This is a genomic window from Sphingomonas insulae (assembly GCF_010450875.1).
In the GTDB taxonomy this organism is placed as follows: domain Bacteria; phylum Pseudomonadota; class Alphaproteobacteria; order Sphingomonadales; family Sphingomonadaceae; genus Sphingomonas; species Sphingomonas insulae.
In genome coordinates this window covers 1,161,024-1,186,373 of record NZ_CP048422.1, presented here as the reverse complement: position 1 = coordinate 1,186,373, position 25,350 = coordinate 1,161,024, and the positions used below count along the sequence as shown (strand labels likewise).

21 protein-coding genes and 1 riboswitch are annotated in these 25,350 nt (G+C 70.4%); of the genes, 7 read left to right on the top strand and 14 right to left on the bottom strand.

Annotated features, from left to right (window positions below; genetic code table 11):
* The first annotated feature begins 44 nt into the window (after positions 1-44).
* From GTH33_RS07235 to GTH33_RS07220, 4 genes are all read left to right on the top strand, one after another.
* Positions 45-905, top strand: coding sequence for an oxygenase MpaB family protein (locus tag GTH33_RS07235; RefSeq protein WP_163957837.1), 861 nt, complete (start codon positions 45-47; stop codon positions 903-905).
* Positions 906-1,029: 124 nt separating this feature from the next.
* Complete coding sequence (locus GTH33_RS07230; protein WP_243848404.1) at positions 1,030-2,601, top strand: DUF4153 domain-containing protein; 1,572 nt, start codon at positions 1,030-1,032, stop codon at positions 2,599-2,601.
* Positions 2,598-3,311 (top strand): response regulator transcription factor, encoded by a 714-nt coding sequence (locus GTH33_RS07225; protein WP_163957836.1) that lies wholly within the window; start codon positions 2,598-2,600, stop codon positions 3,309-3,311. The genes GTH33_RS07230 and GTH33_RS07225 overlap by 4 nt, the downstream gene beginning before the upstream one ends.
* Positions 3,296-4,873 carry a sensor histidine kinase gene (locus tag GTH33_RS07220; RefSeq protein ID WP_249055036.1) on the top strand — a complete coding sequence of 526 codons (1,578 nt, stop codon included), beginning with the start codon at positions 3,296-3,298 and terminating at the stop codon, positions 4,871-4,873. The genes GTH33_RS07225 and GTH33_RS07220 overlap by 16 nt, the downstream gene beginning before the upstream one ends.
* Before the next feature lie 115 nt (positions 4,874-4,988).
* On the opposite strand, the gene GTH33_RS07215 is transcribed toward GTH33_RS07220, so the two are convergent.
* Positions 4,989-6,911, bottom strand: a complete 1,923-nt coding sequence (locus GTH33_RS07215; RefSeq protein ID WP_163957835.1) for a CocE/NonD family hydrolase — start codon at positions 6,909-6,911, stop codon at positions 4,989-4,991.
* Between the two features lie 249 nt (positions 6,912-7,160).
* Positions 7,161-8,441: an Hsp70 family protein gene (locus GTH33_RS07210; protein WP_163957834.1), complete on the bottom strand. Its 1,281-nt coding sequence runs from the start codon at positions 8,439-8,441 to the stop codon at positions 7,161-7,163.
* A 115-nt stretch (positions 8,442-8,556) separates the two neighbouring features.
* On the opposite strand from GTH33_RS07210, the gene GTH33_RS07205 reads away from it, so the two are divergent.
* Both GTH33_RS07205 and GTH33_RS07200 read left to right on the top strand, forming a co-directional pair.
* Positions 8,557-10,107, top strand: coding sequence for an ATPase domain-containing protein (locus GTH33_RS07205; RefSeq protein ID WP_338054408.1), 1,551 nt, complete (start codon positions 8,557-8,559; stop codon positions 10,105-10,107).
* Entirely contained in the window at positions 10,108-12,087 is a 1,980-nt protein-coding gene (locus tag GTH33_RS07200) for a hybrid sensor histidine kinase/response regulator (protein ID WP_163957833.1), read from the top strand.
* On the opposite strand, the gene GTH33_RS07195 is transcribed toward GTH33_RS07200, so the two are convergent.
* From GTH33_RS07195 to GTH33_RS07145, 11 genes are read right to left on the bottom strand one after another with little or no spacing between them, the layout of a single operon-like run.
* Positions 12,084-12,632 (bottom strand): histidine phosphatase family protein, encoded by a 549-nt coding sequence (locus tag GTH33_RS07195; protein ID WP_163957832.1) that lies wholly within the window; start codon positions 12,630-12,632, stop codon positions 12,084-12,086. The two genes, GTH33_RS07200 and GTH33_RS07195, sit on opposite strands and share 4 nt — an antisense overlap.
* Positions 12,629-13,396, bottom strand: a complete 768-nt coding sequence (cobS, locus tag GTH33_RS07190; protein ID WP_243848405.1) for an adenosylcobinamide-GDP ribazoletransferase — start codon at positions 13,394-13,396, stop codon at positions 12,629-12,631. The genes GTH33_RS07195 and cobS overlap by 4 nt, the downstream gene beginning before the upstream one ends.
* A gap of 1 nt (position 13,397) precedes the next feature.
* Complete coding sequence (gene cobT / locus GTH33_RS07185) at positions 13,398-14,414, bottom strand: nicotinate-nucleotide--dimethylbenzimidazole phosphoribosyltransferase (protein WP_163957830.1); 1,017 nt, start codon at positions 14,412-14,414, stop codon at positions 13,398-13,400.
* Positions 14,411-15,871 (bottom strand): cobyric acid synthase, encoded by a 1,461-nt coding sequence (locus tag GTH33_RS07180; protein WP_163957829.1) that lies wholly within the window; start codon positions 15,869-15,871, stop codon positions 14,411-14,413. The genes cobT and GTH33_RS07180 overlap by 4 nt, the downstream gene beginning before the upstream one ends.
* Positions 15,859-16,770, bottom strand: a complete 912-nt coding sequence (gene cbiB, locus GTH33_RS07175) for an adenosylcobinamide-phosphate synthase CbiB (protein ID WP_163957828.1) — start codon at positions 16,768-16,770, stop codon at positions 15,859-15,861. Before cbiB ends, GTH33_RS07180 begins: the two co-directional genes overlap by 13 nt.
* Positions 16,767-17,537 carry an ABC transporter ATP-binding protein gene (locus GTH33_RS07170; protein ID WP_163957827.1) on the bottom strand — a complete coding sequence of 257 codons (771 nt, stop codon included), beginning with the start codon at positions 17,535-17,537 and terminating at the stop codon, positions 16,767-16,769. The genes cbiB and GTH33_RS07170 overlap by 4 nt, the downstream gene beginning before the upstream one ends.
* The gene (locus GTH33_RS07165) at positions 17,534-18,496 is read right to left on the bottom strand and encodes a FecCD family ABC transporter permease (protein WP_163957826.1); all 963 of its coding nucleotides are present in this window, start codon (positions 18,494-18,496) and stop codon (positions 17,534-17,536) included. The genes GTH33_RS07170 and GTH33_RS07165 overlap by 4 nt, the downstream gene beginning before the upstream one ends.
* Complete coding sequence (locus tag GTH33_RS07160) at positions 18,493-19,296, bottom strand: ABC transporter substrate-binding protein (RefSeq protein ID WP_163957825.1); 804 nt, start codon at positions 19,294-19,296, stop codon at positions 18,493-18,495. The genes GTH33_RS07165 and GTH33_RS07160 overlap by 4 nt, the downstream gene beginning before the upstream one ends.
* Complete coding sequence (cobO, locus tag GTH33_RS07155; RefSeq protein WP_163957824.1) at positions 19,296-19,913, bottom strand: cob(I)yrinic acid a,c-diamide adenosyltransferase; 618 nt, start codon at positions 19,911-19,913, stop codon at positions 19,296-19,298. Before cobO ends, GTH33_RS07160 begins: the two co-directional genes overlap by 1 nt.
* A complete protein-coding gene (locus tag GTH33_RS07150) occupies positions 19,910-20,872 on the bottom strand; it encodes an aminotransferase class I/II-fold pyridoxal phosphate-dependent enzyme (protein WP_338054407.1) in 963 nt (320 codons plus the stop codon). Before GTH33_RS07150 ends, cobO begins: the two co-directional genes overlap by 4 nt.
* 1 nt (position 20,873) lies before the next feature.
* Positions 20,874-22,790, bottom strand: coding sequence for a TonB-dependent receptor plug domain-containing protein (locus GTH33_RS07145; RefSeq protein ID WP_163957823.1), 1,917 nt, complete (start codon positions 22,788-22,790; stop codon positions 20,874-20,876).
* A gap of 133 nt (positions 22,791-22,923) precedes the next feature.
* A riboswitch (cobalamin riboswitch) is annotated at positions 22,924-23,132 on the bottom strand.
* Positions 23,133-23,157: 25 nt separating this feature from the next.
* On the opposite strand from GTH33_RS07145, the gene cobU reads away from it, so the two are divergent.
* Positions 23,158-23,673, top strand: coding sequence for a bifunctional adenosylcobinamide kinase/adenosylcobinamide-phosphate guanylyltransferase (gene cobU / locus GTH33_RS07140; protein WP_163957822.1), 516 nt, complete (start codon positions 23,158-23,160; stop codon positions 23,671-23,673).
* Positions 23,674-23,707: 34 nt separating this feature from the next.
* On the opposite strand, the gene treF is transcribed toward cobU, so the two are convergent.
* A complete protein-coding gene (gene treF, locus GTH33_RS07135; protein ID WP_163957821.1) occupies positions 23,708-25,282 on the bottom strand; it encodes an alpha,alpha-trehalase TreF in 1,575 nt (524 codons plus the stop codon).
* Positions 25,283-25,350: the final 68 nt, after the last annotated feature.

Below are 25,350 nucleotides of genomic sequence, written 5' to 3'. Positions count from 1 at the left end.
CTCCCGTCACTGGTTTGATCGTCAGGCGAACCTAGATGGGCAGCATGGGCGATATCCGCGACACAATCCAGCGACAGGTACATCGGCTGGTCGGATTCGGCGATGGCGCCGTCGACCTGACCCGGCCGGAGGGCGACGACGGCCTGTTCGGGCCGGGATCGGCCGCCTGGATCGTGCACGGCGATTTCACCGCGATGATGGCGGGCGGGGTCGCCGCATTGCTGCTCCAGATGCTGCATCCGGGCGCGCTGGCCGGCGTGTGGGACCATAGCAACTTTCGCCGCGACATGCTCGGCCGGCTGCGGCGGACGGCGCAGTTCATCTCGGGCACGACCTACGGCGCGACGGCGACGGCGGAGGCGCTGATCGGCAAGGTCCGCATCATCCACGATCGCGTCGCCGGCACCCTGCCCGACGGCACGGCGTACAGCGCGAACGATCCGGACCTGCTCACCTGGGTCCACGTCGCCGAAGTGGCGAGCTTCCTGGCCGCGCACCGCCGCTATCGCGACCCCAGCTTTCCGACCGCGCAGCAGGACCGCTACCTGACCGAATATGCCATCGTCGCGGAAAAGCTGGGCGCCACCGGCGTGCCGAAGACGCAGAAACAGGTCGATGCCTATTTCGCCGCGATCCGGCCCCGGCTGCGCGCTGACCATCGTACCCGCGAAGTTGCCCGCGCGTTGCTGCACCAGCAGCCGGCCAGCCGGGCGATGGCGCCGGCGCAGACGCTGTTGATGGAGGGCGGCATCGACCTGCTGCCCGACTGGGCCGCACGCATGCACGGGCTGGAACGCCCATCGGTCGGTCGCCCGGCGGTCCGCGCCGGTATGGCGGGGATCGGATCGGTGCTGCGCTGGGCGTTGCGCGACGGATCCGCCACGCGCGCGAGCGATCAGGGCTGAGCCGCGTTGGGCAGTCCCTGCACGGGATCTGCACCGAATATTGTCCGGCCGGACACCGCATCCACCATCGCCGGCGCACCCGATGCGTCCATCCGTCATCGCCGGACCCCGGAGGAGCGATGCGATGACCACGACGACGACGACGACGGCCAAGACGCCGGGACGACGGACCCGGCCCGGAACGCTGGCGATGAAGATCGCGGCGATGACCCCGGTCGTGGTCATGGCCGAATGGATTTTCGCCGAGGACAGCGAGATCGGCGGCGTCATCGGCCTGCTGGCAATCGTGTGGGTGGCGATGCTGTCCATCGGCCGGCCGATCGTCCTGCGCAGTCGGTCGTCCCGGATCGCGCTGATCGCGGCGGCCGGCTATGCCGTTGTGCTGGCCGACGATCCCAATGCGCTCGCGCTGCTGCTTGGCTGGATCGCCATTTCGATGGCGGCGCTGTTACCCAGGCGGCGGTTCGACCACGCCTTGCGCTGGGTGCCGCGGCTCGGGCTGCATGCGCTGGTGGCGCTCGGGCTACCATGGCGCGATCTAGCCTGGAGCGCGGCGGCACGGCGACGGAGCCGGCGCGGCGGCCTGCGTGCCGCGGCGGCGATGCTGGTCGTGCCGGTGCTGGGCGGTGCAGTGTTCCTGACGCTGTTCGCCAATGCCAATCCGTTGATCGCCGGGGTCTTCGAACGCATCGCCTGGCCGGACCTGGGTGACATCGTCTGGCGGATCGCCGTGGCGGCGGTGATGGCGACGGCGGTGTGGGCGACGCTGCGACCGCGATTGTCGGTCCGTACCGGCGACACGCTGGACCTGCCGGCGCGCGTCGCGCAATTCGATCCTGGCAGCGCGTCTCTGGTCCTGTCGCTGGCGACCTTCAACGTGATCTTTACCGGCCAGAACGTGCTCGACATCCTGTTTCTGTGGAGCGGTGCGCCCCTGCCCGGCGGGGTCACCATGGCCGATTATGCGCACCGCGGCGCCTATGCGTTGATCGTCACCGCGCTGCTCGCCGCGGTATTCGTGCTGGTGACGCTGCGCCCCGGCAGCAGCGGTACGGCAAGCCCCGCCGTCCGGCGGCTGGTGACGTTGTGGATCATGCAGAACCTGTTGCTCGTCGCGTCCAGCGCGCTGCGGCTGGTCGACTATATCCAGGCCTATGCGATGACCGCATGGCGGCTGGCGGCGCTGGCATGGATGGCGCTGGTCGCCACCGGGCTCGCGCTGATCCTGTGGCGGCTGCTGCGCGGACGATCGGCGGCGTGGCTGATCAATGCCAATGCTCTCGCCGCCGCGCTGGTGCTGAGCGCGGCGAGCGCCGTCGACCTGAAGGCGATGGCCGCGGCCTGGAACGCGGATGTGGCGATCACGCAGGGCCGGGCCGGGCCGCCGCTCGACCTGTGCTACCTCGCCACCATCGGCCCATCGGGCCTTACGGCGCTGGCCCGGCTGGAACGCCACGCCCGCAATGCCACCCTGCGCGATCGCCTGGCGTATCTGCGCTGGGAGGCGCAGGTGCAGACCAAGGCGCGGCAGGGCGGCTGGCGCAGCTGGACGGGCCGCAACGCGCGCCGGCTGGCGGCGGTGGAGGCGATGATGGGCCCACGCCGACCGCTGTTGCGCGCCGCGCCGAACGGTCGGGAATGTGGCTGGATCTATCCCGTGGAGCCGGCGCTGTTGACTAAGGCGGCGCAACGATGATCCTGTGTCCGATGCCGCGCACCGTCCTCGTCGTCGACGACGATCCCCATATCCGCCAGTTGCTGGTGTTCGCGCTCGGCAAGGCCGGGCTGGACACGCTGGAGGCGGCGGATGGCGAGGCGGGACTGGCGCTCGTCCAGCGGCATGACCCCAGCCTCGTCGTGCTCGACATCAACATGCCGCGGATGGACGGGCTGGAGGTCTGTCGGCGCGTGCGCGCGGACAGCGACGTGCCGATCCTGTTCCTGTCCAGCCGCGACGACGAGATCGACCGCGTGCTCGGCATCGAACTGGGCGCGGACGATTATGTCGTGAAGCCGTTCTCGCCCCGCGAGGTGGTGGCGCGGGTGATGGCGATCCTGCGCCGCACCGCGGCGCGGCCACCGGCGGTCGAGGACGGACGCGGACTGGAACACGGCCGGCTGCGGCTAGACCTGGAGGGGTGGCGCGCGCTGTGGAACGGGACGGAGGTGGTGTTGACCGTCACCGAATTCTTGATCCTGCGGCTGCTGGCGTCGATGCCCGCCAGGGTGTTCAGCCGCGACGCGATCATCGATCGGCTGCACGGGCCGGGATTCGCGATCACCGACCGGACGATCGACAGCCATATCCGCAACCTGCGCCACAAGTTCGCCGGCGTCGGCGGTGCCGACCTGATCGAGACGCGGCCGGGCATCGGTTATCGGCTGGGGACGTGTACCGCGCCGTGATCGGCCGGCTGGCCGGTGGGGCGAAGGCCTGGGCGAAGCGCCATTGGCCGCGGCTGCGGCTGCGCACCATCCTGTTCGCGACGCTGTTCTTGGTCGCGGCGCTGCCCGGCTTCGGCGCGGTGTTCCTGCGCGTGTACGAGAATGCCCTGGTGCGCCGCACCGAAGCGGAATTGGTCGCGCAGGGGGCAGCGCTGGCGGCGGCCGCCGCCGCGGACTGGCCGGGTGCGCGCGGCGGACCATTGTATCCGCACCGGATCGTGCCGCCGGGCGACGGCATCGACCTCAGCCTGACGCCCATTCTGGCAGAGCGCCCCGCGCCGGGCGCAGCGACGTCGATCGCCGCCGATGCCGCCAACGCGGCGTTCCGTCTGGCACCGGTACTGCGCGCGACGCAGATGACGACGCTGGCGAGCATCCTGCTGCTCGACGACAAGGGACAGATCGTCGCAGGCAATGGCCGGCGCGGCGGCTATGCCATGCTGCCGGAGGTCGCCGGGGCGCTGCGCGGGCGGACGACGACGGTCTTGCGCCGCAACGGGTCGTATCGCGCCGTATACAGCTTCGAATGGCTCTCACGCGCCGCGGCGATCCGGGTCCATCATGCACGCCCGATCGTCGTGGATGGCCGCGTCGTCGGCGTGCTGCTGCTGTCGCGATCGGCGCGCGCGCTGTTCCGCGGCGTGTACGAGGATCGCGGCAAGATCGCGATCGGGATCGCTGCCATCTTCGGGTTGCTGGTGCTGCTGAGCGGCGTGATCTCCCGCGGGATCACCCTGCCGATCGAACGGCTCGGCCAGGCGACGCGTGCGGTCGCGGGCGGTCGCGGCAGCGTGCCGGACGTACCGCCTACCGCCGCGATCGAGATCCAGGGCCTCTATGCCGATTTCGCGGCGATGACCGCCGCGATCGAGCGACGGTCCCGCTATCTGCGCGACTTCGCCTACGCGGTCAGCCACGAATTCAAGACGCCGCTCGCCGGTATCCGGGGCGCGATCGAGCTGTTGCAGGATCATCCGGACATGGCGGCGGGGGACCGCCATCGCTTCCTCGCCAACGCCGATGCGGATGCCGGCCGGCTGGCGCTTCTGGTGACGCGGCTGCTCGAACTGGCGCGCGCCGACATGGCGGTGCCGGCGGACGATGCGGTCGATCCGGTCCCGGTGGTGGCCCGAACCGCGGACGCCTATCGCGCCGAGGGGTTCGCCATCGCGGTCGCATGGACGGTGCCGCCGCCGCGTGTCGCGCTGCCCGCCGCGACGATCGAGAATGCGCTGGCCACGCTGTTCGACAATGCGCGGCAGGCGGGGGCGCGAAGCATGCGCGTCGCGGGGTCGGTGGGCGAGCGGGTCGCGCTGCACGTCACCGATGACGGGCTGGGGATCGCCGCCGGCGACCGGCTGCGGTTGTTCGAGCCGTTCTTCACGACGCGGCGTACGGACGGCGGCACCGGGCTGGGACTGGCCATCGCGCGGTCCCTGCTGGAGGCTGGCGGCGGTACGATCGCATGGGTGGAAGCGGCAGAGACGACCTTCGTCGTGACTCTGCCGGTTGCGGCGCCCTGATCCGTCGTCCCACCCTCCCCTTATGCCCGAAGCACGCGGCACAACCGGGGATAAAGGACGATGTCCCGCGGAACAGCGCCGGGGGGGCTGGGGTGGGCCGGGATCGCGTCCGCCGCTATTTCGCCCCTGCCTGTTCGACCGGCACCACCGGCAGCAGCACCGCGCTGGGCGTGGTGCCGCCGCGCTTCAGCGTCACCGTCGCCTTCCGGTAATCCGCCGGCTTGGCGAAGAAGATGTTCTGGACGTAGGTCTGCGGATTGCGATCGTAGAGCGGGAACAGGCTCGACTGGACCTGCACCATCACGCGGTGGCCGGGCTGGAAGACGTGGTTCACCGTCGGCAGGCGGAATTTGTAATGCTGGACCTTGCCGGCGGGGATCGCGGTCGGGTTGGCGAAGCTGTCGCGATAGCGGCCGCGGAAGATGTCGAGGCTGATCGGCAGCTGGTACCCGCCCATCTTCGGGTCCGACGCATTTTCGGCGGGGAAGACGTCGATGACCTTGACGACGAAGTCATTGTCGGTGCCGGTGGTCGCCGCATAGAGGTCGGCGATCGGCGCGCCGGACACGCGCATCGCCTGGGTCAGTACCGGGGTGGTGTAGGTCATGACGTCGGGGCGGCCATCGGCGTGGCGCTGGTCGCTGACCAGCCAGTCGCCCCAGCGCCCATCGCCGAAGTTCACCGGGCGCGGCAGATGCGGCACCGGCTTGGCGGGATCGGACACGTAGCTGTCGCCGCCCGCGCCGCCCTTGTCGAAGCCGAGGCCACCGTCGGCCTGCAGATAGATCGGCTTCAGCGGCGCGGCACAGCCGCTTTCACAGGCGAGCGGCCAGTTGGACAGGCGGTCCCAATGGTTTTCGCCGGTGTTGTAGATGGCGGCGGCGGGCAGGTTCGCGGCCGGGCCGTCTTTCAGATATTGATCGAACAGCGGCAGCACCATCTGTTCGCGGAACTGTGCCGCGGTATCGCCGTCCCACTGGAACGGGCCGAGGCTGCGGCCCTCGCGGTTGACTTGGCTGTGCCGCCACGGCCCCATGACGAGGAAGTTGTTGCCGATCTTGCCCTTGGCCTTCAACGCCTCCCACGCGGTGATCGCGCCGTACATGTCCTCCTGATCCCACAATCCCTGTTCCCAGATCGTGGGTACGTTCGAGGGGTTCGCCGCAAGGAGCTTGTCGAGCGCCTGCCCCGACCAGAAGCCGTCATAGGCGGGGTGCTGCGACATGCGCTTCCAATAGGGCAATTGGTCGTAGCCAGACTTCTTCGCCCAGTCGCCGGCCGATCCGATCTCGCGGAAATTGTCATAGTCGTCCCAGCCGCCGGTCGGCGGCACGGTGCCGCCGCCCTTGTAGCCGGTCTGTCCACCCAGCCAGGCGATATTGGCGAGGCGGAAAGCGCCGTAATGGAACCAGTCGTCGCCCATCCAGCCGTCGATCATCGGCGATTCGGGCGCGGCGACCTTCAGCGCGGGATGCGGCGCGAGCAGCGCCATGACGACGGTGAAGCCTTCGTAGCTCGACCCGATCATGCCGACGCGCCCGTTCGACTGCGGCAGGTTCGCCTTGTTCACCAGCCAGTCGATCGTGTCATAGGCATCGGTGACGTGGTCGACTTTGGTAGGATTGAGCGGACCGATCACCGGGCGGGTGACGACATAGTCCCCCTCCGACCCGTATTTGCCGCGGACGTCCTGGTAGACGCGGATATAGCCGCCGCGCACGAACATCTCGTCCGCCAGCGGCAGCGTCGCCAGCATCGACGAACTGGTGCTGCGGCTGGCCCGCCCCTTGGCATTGTAGGGCGTGCGGGTGAGGACGATCGGGGCGTTGGTCGCGCCCTTGGGGATGACGATGACCGTGTACAATTTGGTCCCGTCGCGCATCGGGATCATCACCTCGCGCTTGATATAGTCGTTGGCGGTGTCGACCAGCGTGAACTTGGCGGGGATGTCGCCGCCGGCGGGCGCGGTCTGCTGCTGCGCATGCACCCCGACCGACAGCAGCGAGAACGAGGACAGCAACAGGACCGAACGGCGCATGACGATCTCCGACAGAAAGGATGACCCAATGCTACGCGCGGGACGAGCGCAACCGCAAGTTAAACAACATGAACAACGTGGGCACTCGTGGCGAAACGATCCGGGCCTATCGTTTCCATTCGCGCCATGATTCGGTGTGGCGTGGGCGCAATCCCGACGGTCGATGCGTCGCTAGCCCGTCTGCGTGATGTAGGACAGCATGGTGCCATTCGCCGCGACGTCCCAAGGGCTTGCCGCAAAGGCGGTCCATCAGCTCGCCCAGGCGGCGATGTCGTCCTGCATGCCGATCAGCGCCAGCCCGTGCGCGATCGAGGTGAGTTCGCCTCCGGTGGCGATGCGTTCGGCGCCGAAGCGTTCGTCGAACAGGCGGCGGATACGCGGGGTGAGCGAGGTGCCGCCGGTCAGGAACACGCGGTCGATATCGCCGGCCGACACGCCCGCCGCCGCCAGCGCCTGGTCCACCGCGGCATCGATCCGTGCGATGTCCGGCGCGATCCACGCTTCGAACTGCGCCCGCGTCACCTCCGCCGCGATCGCGAGACCGGCGCCCTCGAACCGGAACTGCGCCACCTCGGCCTGCGACAGCGCGCGCTTCAACTGCCCGACCGCGTCATACAGGCGGTAGCCCAGTTCCTGTTCGATCACCGCGATCATCCGCCCGATCGCATCGGGATCAAGCGCAGATTTGCGCAGGGTGTCGAGCGCTGCCAGCGTCTTGCGGTTGCGCATCAGGGCAAGGCGGGACCAGTCCGCGAAATCGGCGAAATAGCCGCCGGGGATGTCCAGCACCTTGTCGAACGAGCGGTACGATCCGCCCTTGCCCAGCAGCGGCATCACCAGCCGGTCGACGATGCGCTGGTCGAACCGGTCGCCGGCGATGCCGACGCCGGCATGGCCGAGCGGCGTGCAGCGCCGCGCCGCGCCCGGCACGTCGACGCGCACCACCGAAAAGTCGCTGGTACCGCCGCCGAAGTCGGCGACCAGGATCGTCGCGGCGCCGGTCAGGCGGGCGGCATAGCTGAACGCCGCGCCGACCGGTTCGTAGACGTAATGCACCTCTGCCCCCAGCGCGCCGAACACCGCATCGTAGCGCGTCCGCGCCAGCGCCTCGTCCGGGCGGGCACCGGCGAAGGCGACGGGGCGACCGACGACGACGCGCCGCGCGCGCCCGTCGAGCGCGCCGCCGGCCCGCGCCGCCAGCTTGGCCACGAACAGGCGGCCGAGATCCTCGAACCGCATCCGCCGTTCGAACACCGTCGCATATTCGAAGCTGGCGCTGGCGGCGACCGACTTGAACGACTGGATGAAGCGGCTGCCCTCAGGAAAGTCGAGATATTCGGCGATCGCCCATGGTCCGGCTTCGGCGTGCACCCCGCCATCCTCCCAGAAGCACAGCGCCGAGCGGAACACCGGATCGGGGCCATCCGGCGCATCGAGCATCACGAGGTCGGCGGTATCGCCGCTGGCCAGCGCCGCGACCGAATTGGTCGTGCCGAAGTCGAGGCCAAGCGCGGAAGGGGTATCGGTCATGGGGCCCTGGTCCTCACACGCGAAAGCGGGTCGAGGTCAAGGGGACAATATTCCACGTCGGGCGGTCACGATGATCGTCACGCTATCGCCGCCGTCACAAACCGGGTAACGCCGTGTGGCCGAATGGCTTTGGGTCAGGACACAACAGCGCGTGCAGCCGGTATCGAACATCGCTTCCACCGGCATCGCCGGGCTCGACGACATCCTCAACGGCGGGTTGACGCCGGAGCGATTGTACCTGGTCGAAGGGACGCCGGGGACCGGCAAGACGACGCTGGGGCTGGGTTTCCTGCTGACCGGCGCCGCCGCGGGCGAGAGTGGCCTGTACATCACGCTGGCGGAGACCGACGTCGAACTGCGCGCGGTGGCGGCGACGCATGGCTGGTCGCTCGACCCGATCACCATCTTCGAAATGGTGCCGGCGGACGGCCTGGGCGAGGATCATGAGCAGACGCTGCTGCATCCCAGCGAGGTCGAGCTGGGCGAAACCGTGCGGGCGATCATGGCCAAGGTGGACGAACTGCGCCCGTCCCGCGTCATCATCGACAGCCTGTCCGAATTGCGGCTGCTGGCGCAAAGCCCGGTGCGCTATCGCCGCCAGATCCTGGCGCTCAAGCATTTCTTCTCCACCCGGCAGTGCACCGTGCTGGTGCTGGACGACAAGAGCGCAAGCGGCAGCGACCTGCAGCTGCACAGCATCGCGCATGGCGTCATCAGCCTGGAACAGACGCTGTCCGGCTTCGGCGCGCAACGCCGCCGGATGCACGTCGTGAAGATGCGCGGCCTGCGCTATCGCGGCGGCTATCACGATTTCGAGATCGAGCGCGGCGGCCTGTGCGTCTATCCGCGGCTGGTCGCGACCGAACATGGCGTCGATCACGAGTTGCGGTTCGTGTCGACCGGATCGTCCGAACTCAACGCGCTGCTCGGTGGCGGGCTGGTCGTCGGCACCGCGACGCTGCTGACCGGGCCGGCCGGCGTCGGCAAGACCACGACGACGCTGCAATGCGTCCATGCGGCGCTGCAACGGGGCGAGAAGGCGGCATATTTCCTGTTCGACGAACGGACGCCGACGCTACTTGCGCGGTCGGCGGCGCTGGGCATGCACCTGCAGCCGTTCATCGCGAACGGCCAGCTGGCGCTGCGCGCGATCGACCCGGCGGAACTGTCGCCCGGCGAATTCGCCGCGGCGGTGCGCCGCGCGGTCGAAGAGGAGGCGGCGGGCACGATCGTGATCGACAGCCTCAATGCGTATCTGCAATCGATGCCGAGCGAGCAGTTCCTGATCCTGCAGATGCATGAATTGCTCACCTATCTCGGCCAGCGCGGCGTGGTGACGCTGCTGATCCTGGGCATGCATGGCGTGATGGGCGACGTGCGCGCCGACGTCGATCTCAGCTATCTGGCCGACACCGCCGTCCAGCTGCGCTATTTCGAGGCGTTCGGCGAGGTGCGGCAGGCGATTTCGGTCATCAAGACGCGCACCGCGCGGCACGAACGGACGATCCGCGAATTCCGGATCGACACGCAGGGCCTGTTCTTCGGCGAACCGCTCGCCCAGTTCCGGGGGGTGTTGACCGGCGTGCCGACCTTCTCGGGCGAAGGCCGGTCGCTGCTCTCCAGCCGCACCGAGGCGCTCGACGAACGGGTCGGGTCGGCCGCCTAGATGGACGATACCGTCCTTATCCTGGCGCCGCGCGGACGCGATGCCGCGGTCGCCGCCGACCTGCTGCAGCGCGGCGGCATGACGGCGCGGGTGGTGCCGACGCTCGCTGCGCTGGTCGAGGGGCTGTCGGGCCGGGTCGCGGCGGTGCTGATGACCGAAGAGGTGATGGCGACCGGTGACCGGTCGGCACTGGTCGCCTGGGTGGCGGCACAGCCAACCTGGTCCGACATGCCGTTCGTCATCCTGGCCAATGGCGGGCGCGCGCCCCGGTCGGCGCAGGCGGCTGAGCGGATCGGCGCGATGGGCAACGTCGTGCTGCTGGAACGGCCGCTGCATGCCGAGGCGATGCTGGGTGCGGTGCGATCGGCGATCAAGGCGCGGGCGCGGCAATATGAGGTGCGTGCTGCCGCCGCGACGCTGGAGGATGCGGTGGCGCAGCGCACCGCGGAACTGGAGGCGGCGCGCAGCACCCTGGAATTCGCGCTCGAGGCGGCGGGCATGGGCAGCTGGGAACTCGACCTTGCCACCGGCACGATCGGCCGCAGTCTGCGTCATGACGAGATTTTCGGCTATGCCGAACCGCAGTCGCACTGGTCGGTCGAACGCATGCTGGCGCATGTCGACCCGGCGCAGCGTGCAGCGGTCGCCGCCGCCTTTCGCGCCGCACCGCAGACGGGCAGCTTCGACGTCGAATGCGTGATCGAGGGCGCGGACGGCAGCCGGCGCTGGATCACCAAGAAGGGGCGAACGCGCTACGCCGCCGACGGAACGCCCGAACGGCTGGCGGGCGTGGTGACCGACATCACGGTCCGCAAGGAGGCCGATGCGCAGCTGGCACAGGCACAGAAGATGGACGCGGTCGGCCAGCTGACCGGCGGGGTCGCGCACGATTTCAACAACCTGCTGACGCCAATCGTCGGCAGCCTCGACCTGGTCCGCCGCCGCCACAAGGATGACGAGCGCACCCAGCGGATGGTCAACGGCGCATTGCAAGCGGCGGAGCGGGCGGCGACGCTGACGCAGCGGCTGCTCGCCTTTGCCCGGCGGCAGGCGTTGCAGCCGGTGGCGGTCGATATCGGCGCGCTGATCGAGGGCATGGCCGACCTCATCCGCCGGTCGCTCGGCCCGACGATCCGGGTGGTGCTGGAAGTGCCGGCCGGCCTGCCGCCGGCGCGGGTCGACCCCAACCAGCTGGAACTGGCGCTGCTCAACCTGGCGATCAACGCGCGCGACGCGATGCCGGGCGGCGGGCAGCTGACGATCACCGTCGCCGCCGCCAGCGTCGAGGATCGCAATGCGGTGGGCCTCGCCGCCGGCCGCTATGTGCGGATACTGGCGGGTGATACCGGTATCGGCATGGACAAGGCGACGCTGGCGCGCGCCACCGAGCCGTTCTTCTCGACCAAGGGCGTCGGCAAGGGCACCGGGCTGGGCCTGTCGATGATCCATGGTCTGGCCGCGCAATCGGGCGGCACGCTGACGCTGGCGAGCGAGGCGGGACGCGGCACGCGGGTGGAATTGTGGCTGCCGGTGACGCAGGACGAACCGAGCGCCGCCGCCGACCGGCGCAGCGAACCCGTGCCCGCCCGCCGCGCCGCCAAGGTGCTGCTGGTCGACGACGAGGAGATCGTGCGCGCCGCGACCGCCGACATGCTGCGCGACATCGGCTATCAGGTGGTCGAGGCCGCGTCGGGCAGCCAGGCGCTGGCGGCGATCCGCGGCGGCGTCGACGTCGAGCTGCTGGTCACCGATTACCTGATGCCCGGGATGACGGGTGCCGCGCTGATCGGCGAGCTTCGCGACAGCGGCCATGCGCTGCCGGCGCTGCTCATCACCGGCTATGCCGCGACCGGTGCCGACGTGCCTGCCGACGTGCCGCGGCTGGCCAAGCCGTTCCGCCAGATCGACCTGGCCGCGCGGGTGGACGAACTGCTGCATCAGCCGCGCGGCAAATCCGCCGGGCTGCGGGTGGTGCGTTAGCGCGGCAGGACAAGCCAGCTGCCGCAGGGCGGCACGGCGTCGATCATCCGCTCCAGCGACCGGCCGGCCAGCACGGTGCGGATCGCAGCGATCGGTCCGCCGTGGCTGACCACCAGCGTGTCGGTGTCGGTCGGCAGCGCATCCCAGGCGGCGCGGACACGGGTGGCGAGGTCCTGGCCGCTCTCGCCGCCGCCGGGGTGAAAGCCGGCAGGGTCGGTCATCATCCGGTCCATCAGATCACCGGTCTCGTGCCAGATCGCATGCCAGCTGCGCCCCTCCCATGCGCCGAAGTCGCGCTCCAGCCAGCGCGGGTCGGCGGTGATCGGACGGCCGGTGAGCGCGGCGATGCGTTCGGCGAGGATGCGGGTGCGGATCGCGCCGGAGTGCACGATCGTCGCGAAGGACTGTGCTGCAAGTTCGTCCGCCAGCGTGCGCATCGCGGCGGTGCCGGCGCGGCTGAGACCCATGTCGGAACGGCCGTAGCAGCGGCCGGACCATGAACTGGCGACCGGCGTGTGGCGGACGATCAGGACGCGCGCGGTCATGCCACCGCGGCGAGCAGCAGCGCCAGCTGCGCCATATAGGCCGCAAAGCCGAGGCAGTCCCCGGTGCTGCCGCCGATCCGCGCGCGCAGGAACCGGGTCAGCCAGCCGAGCAGCAGGGCCGTCACGATGCCCGCGCCCAGCAGCGCCGTCGGGCGCAGCAGCGCGATCGGCAACAGGCCGGGGATCGCCAACAGCACGCCGAGCAGGACGCGGCGTGGCGGCATGCCGCGGCCCATCCGTGCCGCGGCACCGTCCGGTTGCGCCGGGGGCAGGATGGCGGCGAGCAGCACGGCGGCAAGGCGCGCCAGCGTCGCCGCACCGACGATCGCCGCCACCGCCAGCGCCGGCGGCAGCGCGACGATCGCCGCGACGCGCATCGCGACGGCAAGGCCGAGGCCGAGCGTGCCGTAACTGCCGATACGGCTGTCGCGCATGATGCGCAGCGCCGCATCGCCGCGGGCGGTGCCGCCGAACGCATCGCAGAAATCGGCGACGGCATCTTCGTGGAAGGCGCCGGTCAGCAGCGCCTCGATCGCGAGCGCCAGCAGCGCCGCGATCAGCGGCGGCCACCATGCGCCCGCCGCGACGAACACGCTCGCGGTCGCCGCGCCGATCGCCGTACCGACCAGCGGCAGCCACGCCATCGCGCGGGCCATGCCGTCCCTCGCCTGCGCCGCCGTCAGCCGCGCCAGTGCCGGCACCGGTATGCGGGTCAGGAACTGCAACGCCAGCAACGGCGGCGCCCATGGCGGCGCGGTCGCCATGTCAGTCCGCTCGCTCCGCGCCGATCGCGTCGAGCCGGACGACATCGTTGAGCACCGCCGCCGCCGCATCGAGCAGCGGCAGTGCGACCAGCGCACCGCTGCCCTCGCCCAGCCGCATGTGCCAGTCGAGCAGCGGATCGAGGCCAAGATGCGCGAGCGCGGCGGCATGGCCCGGCTCGGCGGAACGATGGCCCGCGATCATCGCCGCGACGGTGCCGGGGGCAAGGCGTTCGGCGACCAGCGCCCCCGCGGTCGCGACATAGCCGTCGAGGAGCAACGTCGCCCCCCGCGCGGCACCGCGGGCAAAGAAGCCGGCGATCGCCGCGATCTCATACCCGCCGATCATGGCGATCGCCCGCATCGGATCGGTGGATAGCAACGGTGCCGCGCGCGCCACCGCATCGGCGACGATCTGTGACTTCACCGCGAGCATCGCATCGTCCGCCCCGGCCCCGCGGCCCACGGCTTCGGCGGCGGCGACGCCGGTCAGCAGCGCGGTGAGCGCGGCGGCGGGAGTGGTGTTGCCGATCCCCATCTCGCCCGCGATCAGCAGCGCCGCGCCGTCGTCGGCGGCGCGATCCGCTTCCTGTGCGCCGACCTGCCACGCCGCGTCGAAGCGGGCGACATCCATCGCCGCGCCGTGCGCGAGGCTGGCGGTGCCATCACCGATCCGCGCGTCGCGAAAGAACGACGGCGCCGCCGCGATCCGCGGGCCGAACACACCGACATCGACCAGCCGCAACGGGCAGTCGTGCGCGCGGGCGAGCGCGCTGCTGGTCGCCTGCCCAGCCAGGATCGTCGCGACCATCATGCCGGTGACCGCCGAGGGCCATGCCGACACGCCGTCGGAGACGCAGCCGTGATCGCCGGCGAACAGCACGATCCGCCGCGGGCGGGTGCGCGCATCGATCCGCCGCTGCGTGACGGCGAGCCGCACGGCGATATCCTCCAGCCGGCCGAGGCTGCCACGCGGTTTGGCGAGGGCGTCGAGATAGCTGCGGACGTCGGTTTCGGTCATGCGGCGGTCCTTGCCAGCGCGATCAGCGCGTCGATGTCGAGTGCCCGTTCCAGCGTTGCGGCGATGCCGTCCAGCGCCGCGTCGATCACCTCGCGCCGGTCGAAGCCGTCCGAGGCGATGCCGAGCGGCGCGATCAGGTGCGCGCGCGCGTCGGCGCGGTCGAACAGGCCGTGGACGTAGCAGCCAGCGATGCGGCCATCGCGCGCGACCGCGCCATCGACACTGCCGTCGTCCATCCGCAACAGCGGCGGCGTGCCGAGATCGACGCGGGTGACGCCGGCGTGGATCTCGTACCCGGCAAAGCCCGTGTCCGAGGAGGCGAAGGTGCCGGTCACCGCGCGCGTGCGCTTGTCGGCGGCGATCACGGTGTCGACCGGCAACAGGCCGAGGCCGGCGACCGTCCCCGCCGCTCCCTCGATACCCGCAGGATCGGACACGGTGCGGCCGAGCATCTGGTACCCGCCGCAGATGCCGAGCACGCGTCCGCCGCGACGGACGTGCGCGGCGATGTCGACGTCCCAGCCCTGCGCGCGCAGGAAGCCGAGGTCGGGGATCGTCGCCTTGGTACCGGGCAATATCACCCAGGCGGCCTCGCCCGGGATCGGCTGGCCGGGCGGGATCATCGCCAGCCGGATGCCGGGTTCGTGCGCCAGCGCGTCCATGTCGTCGAAATTGGCGATCCGCGAGAGCATCGGCACCGCGACCAGCGCACCCCCGCCGCGCGTCCCATCACGCCCCAGCGCCACCGCATCCTCGGCCGGCAGGCGCGCGGCATCGGCCAGCCACGGCACCACGCCGACGCTGCGCCAGCCGGTGCGGTCCGCGATCGCCGTCAGGCCATCGTCGAACAGCGACAGGTCGCCGCGGAATTTGTTGACGATGAAGCCGTGGATCATCGCCGCATCATCGGGATCGATCACCGCGCGCGTGCCGACCAGCGATGCGATGACGCCGCCGCGATCGATGTCGCCGACCAGCACCACCGGCACCCCCGCCGCCCGGGCAAAGCCCATGTTGGCGATGTCACCGCCACGCAGGTTGATCTCGGCCGGCGATCCCGCACCCTCCACCACGACGATGTCCGCCTGCGCGCACAGGCGGCGATAGGCGGCGAGGACCTCGTCCAGCAGGTCGGTCTTGCGGCGGCGATAGTCGCCCGGCCCCATCAGCCCGCGCACCCTGCCGTTGACGACGAGTTGCGCGGTGCGGTCGCTCTGCGGCTTCAGCAGCACCGGGTTCATGTCGGTGGTCGGCGCGATGCGGGCGGCGATCGCCTGCAACGCCTGCGCCCGGCCGATCTCGCCGCCATCGGCGCTCACCGCGGCGTTGTTCGACATGTTCTGCGGCTTGAACGGGCGGACGGTAAGGCCGCGGTTGGACAGCGCGCGGCACAGGCCGGCGACCAGCACCGACTTGCCGACGTCCGATCCGGTCCCCTGCAGCATCACAGCGCCCATGCGACGACCCCCGTAGCGATCCATAGCCCGAGACAGGCGATGCGATAGAGGTGCAGTGCACGGCGCAGGTCGGCGGCATCGGGCGCGCCGCCGCTGCCCAGCGTCGCCCGCATCGCCGCTTCGCCGTCGTAGGTGACCGGCCCACCCAGCCGGCGGTCGAGCGCACCCGCCATCGCCGCCTCCGGCCAGCCGCCGTTGGGCGAGGCGTGGCGGCGGGCATCGCGCAGCATCGTCCGCCACCCGCCCCCGCCGGCGAGGCAGATCAACACGCCCGACAGGCGCGCCGGCAGCCAGTTGATGCCGTCATCGGCACGGGCGCAGGCCCAGCCGAACCGGATCAGGCGGGGCGTACGATGGCCGACCATCGAATCGGCGGTGTTGATCGCCTTTGCCGCGAACAGGCCGGGCAGACCGGCGATGAGAAACCAGAAGGCGGGGGCGACGACCCCGTCGCAGAAGCTTTCGGCAAGGCTTTCGATCGCTGCGGTGGCGATCCCCGCCTCGTCCAGCGTGGCGGTGTCGCGGCCGACGATCATCGCGACGGCACGACGCGCTGCGGGGAGATCACCGGCGACGAGCGGGGCTAGCACGGCGGCGACGTGATCGTGCAGGCTGCGCTGCGCAAGGCCGGTGGAGGCAACCAGCACGACGACGATCAGGCCCCAGCCCTTCCCCGCCAGACGCCCGAGGATCCAGCCCGCCGCCGCGCCGAGCGCGACCAGCGACACCAGCAGTGCGACGCCCGCCAGCCGCTGCGTCGCGGGATCGCCTCGATTGCAACGCCGTTCGAATGCGGCGATCCACGCACCCGCCGCCTGCACCGGATGTGGCCATCGGCGCCGATAGCCCAGCGCCGCCTCCACGATCAGCGCCGCGAGCAGAAGCGCCGCATGGGTCACCGCGCGATCGGCAGGATGAACCGCTGGCCGCCGGGCGTGACCCCGATCTCGACGTCGACGCCATAGGCCTGCGCGATCAGCGGCGCGGTCAACACGTCGTCGGCGGGACCGGCGGCGATCACCCGGCCGCCGCGCATCAGCACCGCATCGTCGGCGATCCGCGCGGCGAGGTGCAGGTCGTGCAGCACCAGCACCACGCCGCTGCCAGCATCGGCGACACCGCGCAGCCGTGCCAGCACGTCGAGCTGGTGCGCGGGGTCGAGGCTGGCGAGCGGTTCGTCCGCCAGCAGCCATTCGGGTTCGCCCGCCAGCACCCTGGCCAGCAACGCCCGCCCCCGCTCGCCGCCCGACAGTCGCTCGACGCCGCGGGTGCGCAGGCCGTCCATGTCGGTGGCGGCGAGCGCGCGCTCGACCGCGGCACGATCGGCCGCGGTCGCGCCCCAGCGGCCCTGATGCGGCAGACGGCCGAGGGCGACCAGCGTGGCGACGTCGACGTCCCAATGCACGTCGGCGGCCTGCGGCAGGAAACCGATCCGCCGCCCGCGTTCGCGGCGGTCGAGGCCGGCGACGTCGGCACCATCCAGCCGTGCCGCGCCCTCGTTCGGAACACGCAGCGCAGCGAGGCACGCCAGCAGGCTGCTCTTGCCCGCGCCATTGGGGCCGAGCAACGCGGTGACCCGGCCACGGCGGAATGCGACGTCGACCGCATCGAGGATGCGGTTGCCGCCGATCGACAGGCCGATGCCTTCGGCGGTCAGCAGGGTCATGCGAGCCTCCGGCGCATCGCGATCAGCAGGTAGAGGAAGAACGGCCCGCCGAGCATCGACATGGCGATGCCCAGCCGCAATTCGCTGACCGTCGGCAACAGCCGGACGAGGCAATCGGCGAGCGTCAGCAGCAGCGCACCGCCCAATGCCGATGGCAGCAGGATCGCCGAGGGGCGATTGCCGGCGAGCGGGCGGACGAGGTGCGGCACCATCAGCCCGACGAAGCCGATCACCCCGGCAGACGCCACCGCCGCGCCGACGGTCAGCGCGACACCGGCGATCACCAGCCCCTGCAACCGTGCGGGATCGACGCCGATCGACCGCGCCGCCTGTTCGCCCAGCGTCAGCGCGTCGAGCGACCGTGCGGTCATCGCCAGCACGGCGGCGCCGACGACGATCAGCGGTAGCGCGATCGTCACGTCGTCCCAGCTGCGGTCGGTCAGCGCACCCATCAGCCAGGTGACGATCTGCGACGAGACGAACGGCGTCGGCGCGAGGCTGATCGCCAGCGCGGTCAGCGACCCGGCGATGCTCGTCAGGATCATGCCCGCCAGCGTGAACAGGATCAGGCTGCCCGACCGGCCGGCGATCAGCGCGAGCAGCGCCATCGTCGCGCCCGCACCGGCAAGCGCGAAACCGGGCAGCAGCCACGCCTGCGCCGCATAGCCGAAATAGAGGGACAGCACCGCACCCAACGCCGCGCCCGACGACACGCCGAACAGGCCGGGATCGGCGAGCGGATTGCGCAGATAGCCCTGCATCACCGCACCCGACAGCCCCAGCGCCGCACCGACCAGCAGCGCCAATATCGTGCGCGGCAGGCGCAGTTCGACGATGATGATCGATCGGGGGTCGGCGGCGGTCCACGCATCCCACGGTACCCACACCTTGCCCGCTGCCACCGACAGTGCGGCGGCGACCAGCAGGGCGGCCAGCAAACCGATGTTGAGCCGCGTCATGCCCCCATCCCCTTCCGTATCCGGCGCAGGCGCGCCATCGCCGCGACGATCGTCGGCCCGCCGCAGTTCATCAGCCGCGACGGATAGGGCGCGATCGCGATCCGCTGCGCCAGACGGCGAACCGCGGGGTGCGCGGTCAGCCGATCCTCGCCCACCTCCGCCGCACCGACCGACAGCAGCACGCGCGGCGGCCGGGCGATGAGATATTCCAGCGGCAGCACGTCCCATTTCTTCAGGCCATAGACCGCGCTCATGTTGCGGAAACCGGCGCGCGACAGCAGTTCGTCGGGCAGCGTGCCCGCCCCCGGCACCAGCCCGCCCGATTGCCAGATCAGCGCAGGGACTTGCGTCTCCGTCATGGGCCGTGCCGCGGACGCGATCCGCCGCGCCAGGGCTTGTCCCCGCGGGGCATGCCCCGCGATGCGGGCGATGTCGCGCACCTGCTCCTCGCTCTCGGTGACCGAATCCGGCACAGGATATTGCACCAGCCTGATCCGCATCCGCTTCAGCGCGGCGATCGTCGCGGGGGCGACGTGCGGTCCGCTCATCACCACGTCGGGGGCGAGCGCCACCACTTCCTCGGCGGTGCCGGAGGTCGCGGTGAATTGCATCGCCTGCGCCAGCGGGATCGACGTCGCCCGCGGATCCTGCGAATAATGGCTGATGCCGACGATCTGGGACGGATCGGCGACGTGCATGAGCACCGCATCGATGCACGGGTTGATCGATACGATGCGGGGTGCGCGGACCGGCGCCGCCGAGAGCAGCGGCAAGGCTGCGAGGGCGATCAGCCGTCGCATCAATATTCCACCCCGCGCTGCGCCTTGAACCCGGCCTTGTAGGGATGCCGTACCTCGGTGAAATCGGTGATGAGGTCGGCGATCTCCAGCAGTTCCGGCTTGGCGGTGCGGCCGGTGATGCAGATGTGCTTGGTGAGCGGGCGCTCCTTCAGGAACGCGACGATCTCGGCGATCGGCAGCGTGTCGTCGCGCAGCACGATGTTGAGTTCGTCGAGGATGACGAAGTCGATCGTGGGGTCGAGGATCATCTGCTTCGATCGCTCCCAGGCCGCGCGCGCCGCGGTGATATCGAGCGCGCGGTCCTGCGTGTCCCAGGTGAACCCCTCGCCCATCACCTCGAACGTGGCGAGGTCGGGATGCGCTTCGAAAAAGTTGCGCTCGCCCGTCTCCCACTTGCCCTTGACGTATTGCAGGATCGCGACCTTCAGGCCCCAGCCGATGCTGCGGATCGCCATGCCGAAGGCGGAGGAGGATTTGCCCTTGCCGTTGCCGGTGTGGACGATCAGCAGGCCGCGCTCCAGCGTACGGCGCGCCTGCATCTTCTCGCGCGCCGCGGCGACGCGGGCCATGCGGGCGTTGTGGCGGGCGTAATCGCCGGTATCGTCGGCTTCGGTCATCGGGGGACCTCCAGGGCGGTGGCAAGACGAGTGATGGCGGCGCTGCCGCGCGGCAGGCCGATACGAAGGCGATCGGGCCGGTCAGCGAACGGGCGGGTCAGGATGGCGTGGCGCGCAAGCGTCTCGAACAGGGCGCTGCGGCAGGCCACCAGCCGGAACAGCGGTGCCGTGCCGACGATGGCGATGCCAGCCGCGGTCAGCACCGTGTCCAGCATCCCGCCCGTCTCGACGATCCGTGCCCGTTGCGCCCGGCGCCAGTCGGCATCCGCATAGGCAAGCGTGCCGATCGCGACCGCCGGACCGGACACCGGCCAGTCGCCGATCATCGCCCGCAGGCGCCGGGCGATGGCCGGCCCGGCGACGACGAAGCCGAGGCGCAGGCCGGGCAGGCCGTAGAATTTGCCGAACGATCGCAGCACGATCAGTCGATCCGATGCCTGCGGACACAGGCCGGGATCGGGATCGGCATAGGCTTCGTCGACCACGACGGTCATCCGCGCCGCCAGCGCGCGCAGGGTGACGGGGTCGGTGACGCGACCATCGGGATTGGCCGGGCTGGCAAGGACGAACAGGTCGGCGTCGGGCGCCGGCAGCGCGGCGACCGGTTGCGCGTCCGGCCATGCGGCGCGGTGACCGGCATAGCCCGGTTGCAGGACCGCGGCACGATCCGCCGGCAGCATCGTGGCGAGCAGCCGCATGGCGAGGTCGGTTCCCGGCACCGCGACGACACCGGCGGGATCGGTCACCCCGAACGCACCGGCCGCGGCGGCTTCCAGCGCGGTGATCGCGTCCGGCTCCGGCAGGTGGTCCAGCCCGAGCGGCAGGTCATCGACCGGCCAGCCCCACGGCGCAATGCCCGTCGACAGGTCGATCCAGTCGCCGCCGCCGAACGCCGCGCGCGCCGCCGCCATCCGCCCGCCATGGGCGCAGAAGGTGGCGAGGACGCGGGCGTCGATCACGTCAATAGGTCAGGCGGATGCCGCCGAACGCGCCGCGACCGGGCTGACCATATTGGTAGATCGTCTGGTAGCGTTCGTCGAAGACGTTCTCGACGCGACCATACACCTCGAAATGATCACCGATCGGGAACGAGGCGCGCACGTCGGTGACGACGTACCCATCGAGCCGGCGCGCATTGGACGCATTGTCGAAGCTGTCGCCGATCGCGGTGATCGTCGCACCGGTGGTGAGGCCGAACGGCCAGCGGTAATCGGCGTTCACCGTCATGCTGTTGTCGGGCCGGCGGGCAAGGTCGCGACCGAAATTGGCGGTGCCGGTCGACCGGTTCTTGGCATCCAGATAGGTGTAGGCGGCGCTGAACGTCAGCGCCTCTACCGGGCGCAGCAGCAGCGACAGTTCGACACCCTGCGCCCGCGCGCGTGCGATGTTGTCGTAGGTGCCGTTGGGCTTGCCGGTGCAGATGCCGGTCAGCGGCCGGGTGCAGGACACGAAGGTGATGAGGTCGAACGAATTGCGCTTGAAATAGGTCGCGCTCGCCTCGACCGCGCCGCCCATCGCCTTTTGCGTCACGCCGGCGTCCCAGCCGTGCGAGCGTTCGGGGTCGAGCGCGGTGTTCCCGTATTCGCTCTGCAGCTGGTACAAAGTCGGCGCCTTGAACCCTTCCGAATAGCTCGCGCGGAACGCGGTCGCGCCGCCGTTGGGCGAATAGACGCCGCTGCCCGAAAACGTCGTCGCGCCGCCAAAGATGTTGTGATCGTCGTGGCGCACGCCCGCGGTGCCGGTCAGCCCGGCGATCGGCGTCACCGCGACCTGGCCGTAGACGCTGAAGATGCGGGCGCGGCCGCGCGTCACCGGACCGCCGTAGCTCGACGTCGAGAAGCGCGAAACCTCCCGCTCCGCGCCGAAGGTCGCGAAGACCGCCTTGGTGACGTCCACCGTCCCCTGATATTCCAGACGGTCGTTGCGGCCGATGCCGCGGAACGTCTCGGTCGGGGTGCCGTCGGGGTCGGTGTTGCGGCGGTCGCTGTCGGTATGCGCATAGCCGATCCGGTTGCGGAAGCGGCCATCGAACAGCGCGGCGTTGAGGCCGGCGTATCCGATCCACTGTTCGCTGTCGCCATATTCGCGGCTGTCGCGTCCGAAACCGTCGATATCGGTGCGGCCGTTGGCATAGAAGCCGCGCAGGTCGACCGACACGTTCTGCGCCAGCGCGATGCCGACGCTGCCGTTGGCGGAATAGTTGCGGAAGCCGTCGCGCTCCTTGCCCGGCGCATAGGCCGAGATGCCGTCCGTCGTGTAATAACCGCCGCCGAAGCTCGCCGAGACCGGGCCGCTCTTGCCCGACACGTTGGCGAACGCCTGCCCCGTCTCGTGCCAGCCGCCCTCGGCGCGGGCGTTGACACGCAGCTGCTCGGTCGGCTGGCGGGTGATGAGGTTGACGACGCCGCCGATCGCCTGGCTGCCCCACAGCACCGACTGCGCACCGCGCAGCACCTCGATGCGCGCGATGTTGCCGATCAGCAGGCTGCCGAAGTTGAAGCCGCCGCCGGGCGACGACGGGTCGTTCAGCTTGATGCCGTCGATCAGCGCGACGGTCTGGTCGCTTTCCGCGCCGCGGATGTTGACCGAGGTCGACGTGCCGACACCGCCGTTGCGCGTCACGGTGACGCCGGGCGTCTGGCGCAGCAGGTCGGACACCGTCACCGCCTGGCGCTGCGTGATCGTCGCGGTGTCGAGCACGGTCACCGCCTGGCCGACGGTGGACGCGGGCCGCGCCTCGCGGTTGGCGGTGACGAGGATGTCGGTGCCGGCATCGGCGGCTTCGGTCAGGCCGCTGGTGGATTGGGCGCTCTGCGCGACGGCGGGTGCGGCCGCGGCGATGCACGGCAGCAGGATCAGACAGGCATAATTCTTCACGATGGTATCCCCCTCGTTTCAACAACGGGGACGCGCCGGCGCTTGCACGGAAATCGCCGTTCCGCCGCGCACGACCCCAACACCGTCGTCACGCGAGGAAAACCTCGATCGCGCAGGAACACCCCGTCCGCACGAAGGACAACCACGACGGGCAGGTCTCCTGGCTTCCGGGTCGTCGCCTGGCCCGGCCTTCCCGGATCGTGGAGGATCCAGTGGCACGCGGAGGAGCAAGGCTCGCCGGTCACAGTTGCGGGGGCAGCCCCGGATGGCGAGCGACCAAAGCGCTCGCTTCCGGGTTCCCTTTTCATCCCATCTCTGGGAACCTGTCGCGAAGGCGCCCCTAGGGCCGAGGCGAGGCGAAAGCAAGATGAAGACGATGTTCGTAGGGGGCGCCCGCTCCGGCAAGAGCCGCCTCGCGCAGGCCGCTGCCGAGGATCAGGACGGCCCGCTGCACTATCTGGCGACCGCACAGGCGCACGACGACGAGATGACCGACCGCATCGCCCGCCATCGCGACGACCGCGGGCCGCGGTGGCGGACGGTGGAATGCCCGGTGGCGCTGCCCGAGGCGATCGCCGCCTGCGCCGACGGCGTCGTGCTGGTCGATTGCCTGACGCTGTGGCTGAGCAACGTGATGCTGGGCGAGCACGACCTTGGCGAGCGGGGCGCGGCGCTGCTCCGCGCCATCGCGGCCTGCCCCCTGCCCGTATACGTCGTCACCAACGAGGTCGGGCTGGGCATCGTCCCCGTCCACCCGCTGGGCCGGGCGTTCCGCGATGCGGCGGGGCGGCTCAACCAGCAGGTCGCAGCGGCGATGGACGCCAGCTTTTTCGTCGTGGCGGGCATGGTGCTGCCGTTGCAGCGGTTTCCGTCCGGCGGGTGACGGACGCCTTCAACGCCCCCCCTGAGGCCCACCCTTACGGCCTGGCCTTGCCCCCCAGCGCCGGATACCGATCCAGGATCGCGCTCGTCACGCCGTTGGTCCAGCCGAAGCCGTCCTGCACCGGATATTCGCCGCCGCCGCCCGGCGTGCGCCGTTCGATATTGTATTTCTCCAGCATCTTGCCGGTGTCCGCATAGGCCGCCTGCACCGTGCCGAGCCAGCGCGTCGCGATCTCCCTGGCGAGTGCCGGTTCGCCATTGCCCGCCAGCCCGGCGATCGCGACCCATTGCAGCGGCGCCCAGCCGTTCGGCTCGTCCCACTGCAATCCGGTGCGCAGCGTCGTCGTGCGAAGCCCCCCTTCCGCAAGCAACGCCTTGCGCGTCGTCGCGGCGACCGCCTTGGCCTGCGCCGGAGAGGCGATGCCGACGAACAGCGGATGGAGCATCGCGGCATTGACGCTGGTGGTCGGCTTGCCCGTCGACAGGTCCCAATCGGCGTAGCGGCCGGCGTTCGCCTGCCACAGATAGCGGTCGATCGCCGCCCGGCGCTGCGCCGCCAGCCCGGCATAGCGGGTTGCGCAGGCCCTATCGGCCACGGCAGCGCAGCGATCGGCGATACCGCGCTCCATCGCGTAGAGCAGGCTGTTGAGGTCGACCGGCACGATGTCGACGGTGTGGATGGTCGCCAGCGTCTGCGGGTCGCGCAGCCAGCGCGAACTGAAATCCCAGCCGCTTTCCGCACCCGCGCGCAGGTTGCGCTGCGTATCGGTCGCGGCGCGCGGTGCGGCCTGCGCGGCGGTCGCCACGTCCTCGGCATAGGATTCGTCGCGCGGGGTGTCGCGATCGTCGTAATAGCGGTTGAGCAGGCTGCCGTCGGGCATGCGGACGACCCGCTGGCAAGCGGCGCGGGCGGTGGCGCAGGTCGCGCCCCTCATCCAGTAATCGTGCTCCGTCCGCAGCGCGCGCAGCCGCCGCGATGCCACCGCCGCGTCCACGTTCGCCGACAGGTCGAGCATCAGCGCGAAATAGGGCGGCTGCGATCGCGACAGGTAATAGGTGCGCGTCCCGTTGGGGATATGGCCGTACCGTTCGATCATTCTGGTGAAATCGTCGAGCATCGATTCGACCAGCGGCTGCTGTCCGTCGACCTTCAGCCCCAGCATCGTGAAATAGCTGTCCCAATAATAGATTTCGCGAAAGCGTCCGCCGGGAACGACGTACGTGGCAGGCAGCGGCAGCGCGGAACTGCCCGCAACGGGCGCGACCGGCTGGCGGACCAGCTGCGGCCACAGGGTGCGGACATGGGTGCGCAGGTCGGTGGTGCCCCGGTCGTTCTCGCCCGGCACGATGAAATTGGCGAGCACGAACGCCTTCAGCGCCGCACCCTGCGGGCGGGTGCGCCCGTAATCGCGCAGGATCGCAGCGACGTCGCGCTTCGGCACCGCATCGACGAAGGTCTTGCCGTCGGCGAACACATGGCCGCGCTGCACCGCGTCGAACAGGGCACCATAGATGTCCGCGGGGGAACGCATTCCCGGCGCCTGCTGCGCCGACGCGATCGCGGATACCGACAGCGACGCCAGCAGGGCGACATGACACAGGCTTTTCATCACGATGCGGTCCATCCCGTCACACAAGCATGGCGCCTTGTGCCGGGGCCTGCCCCGCCTGGGAAGCC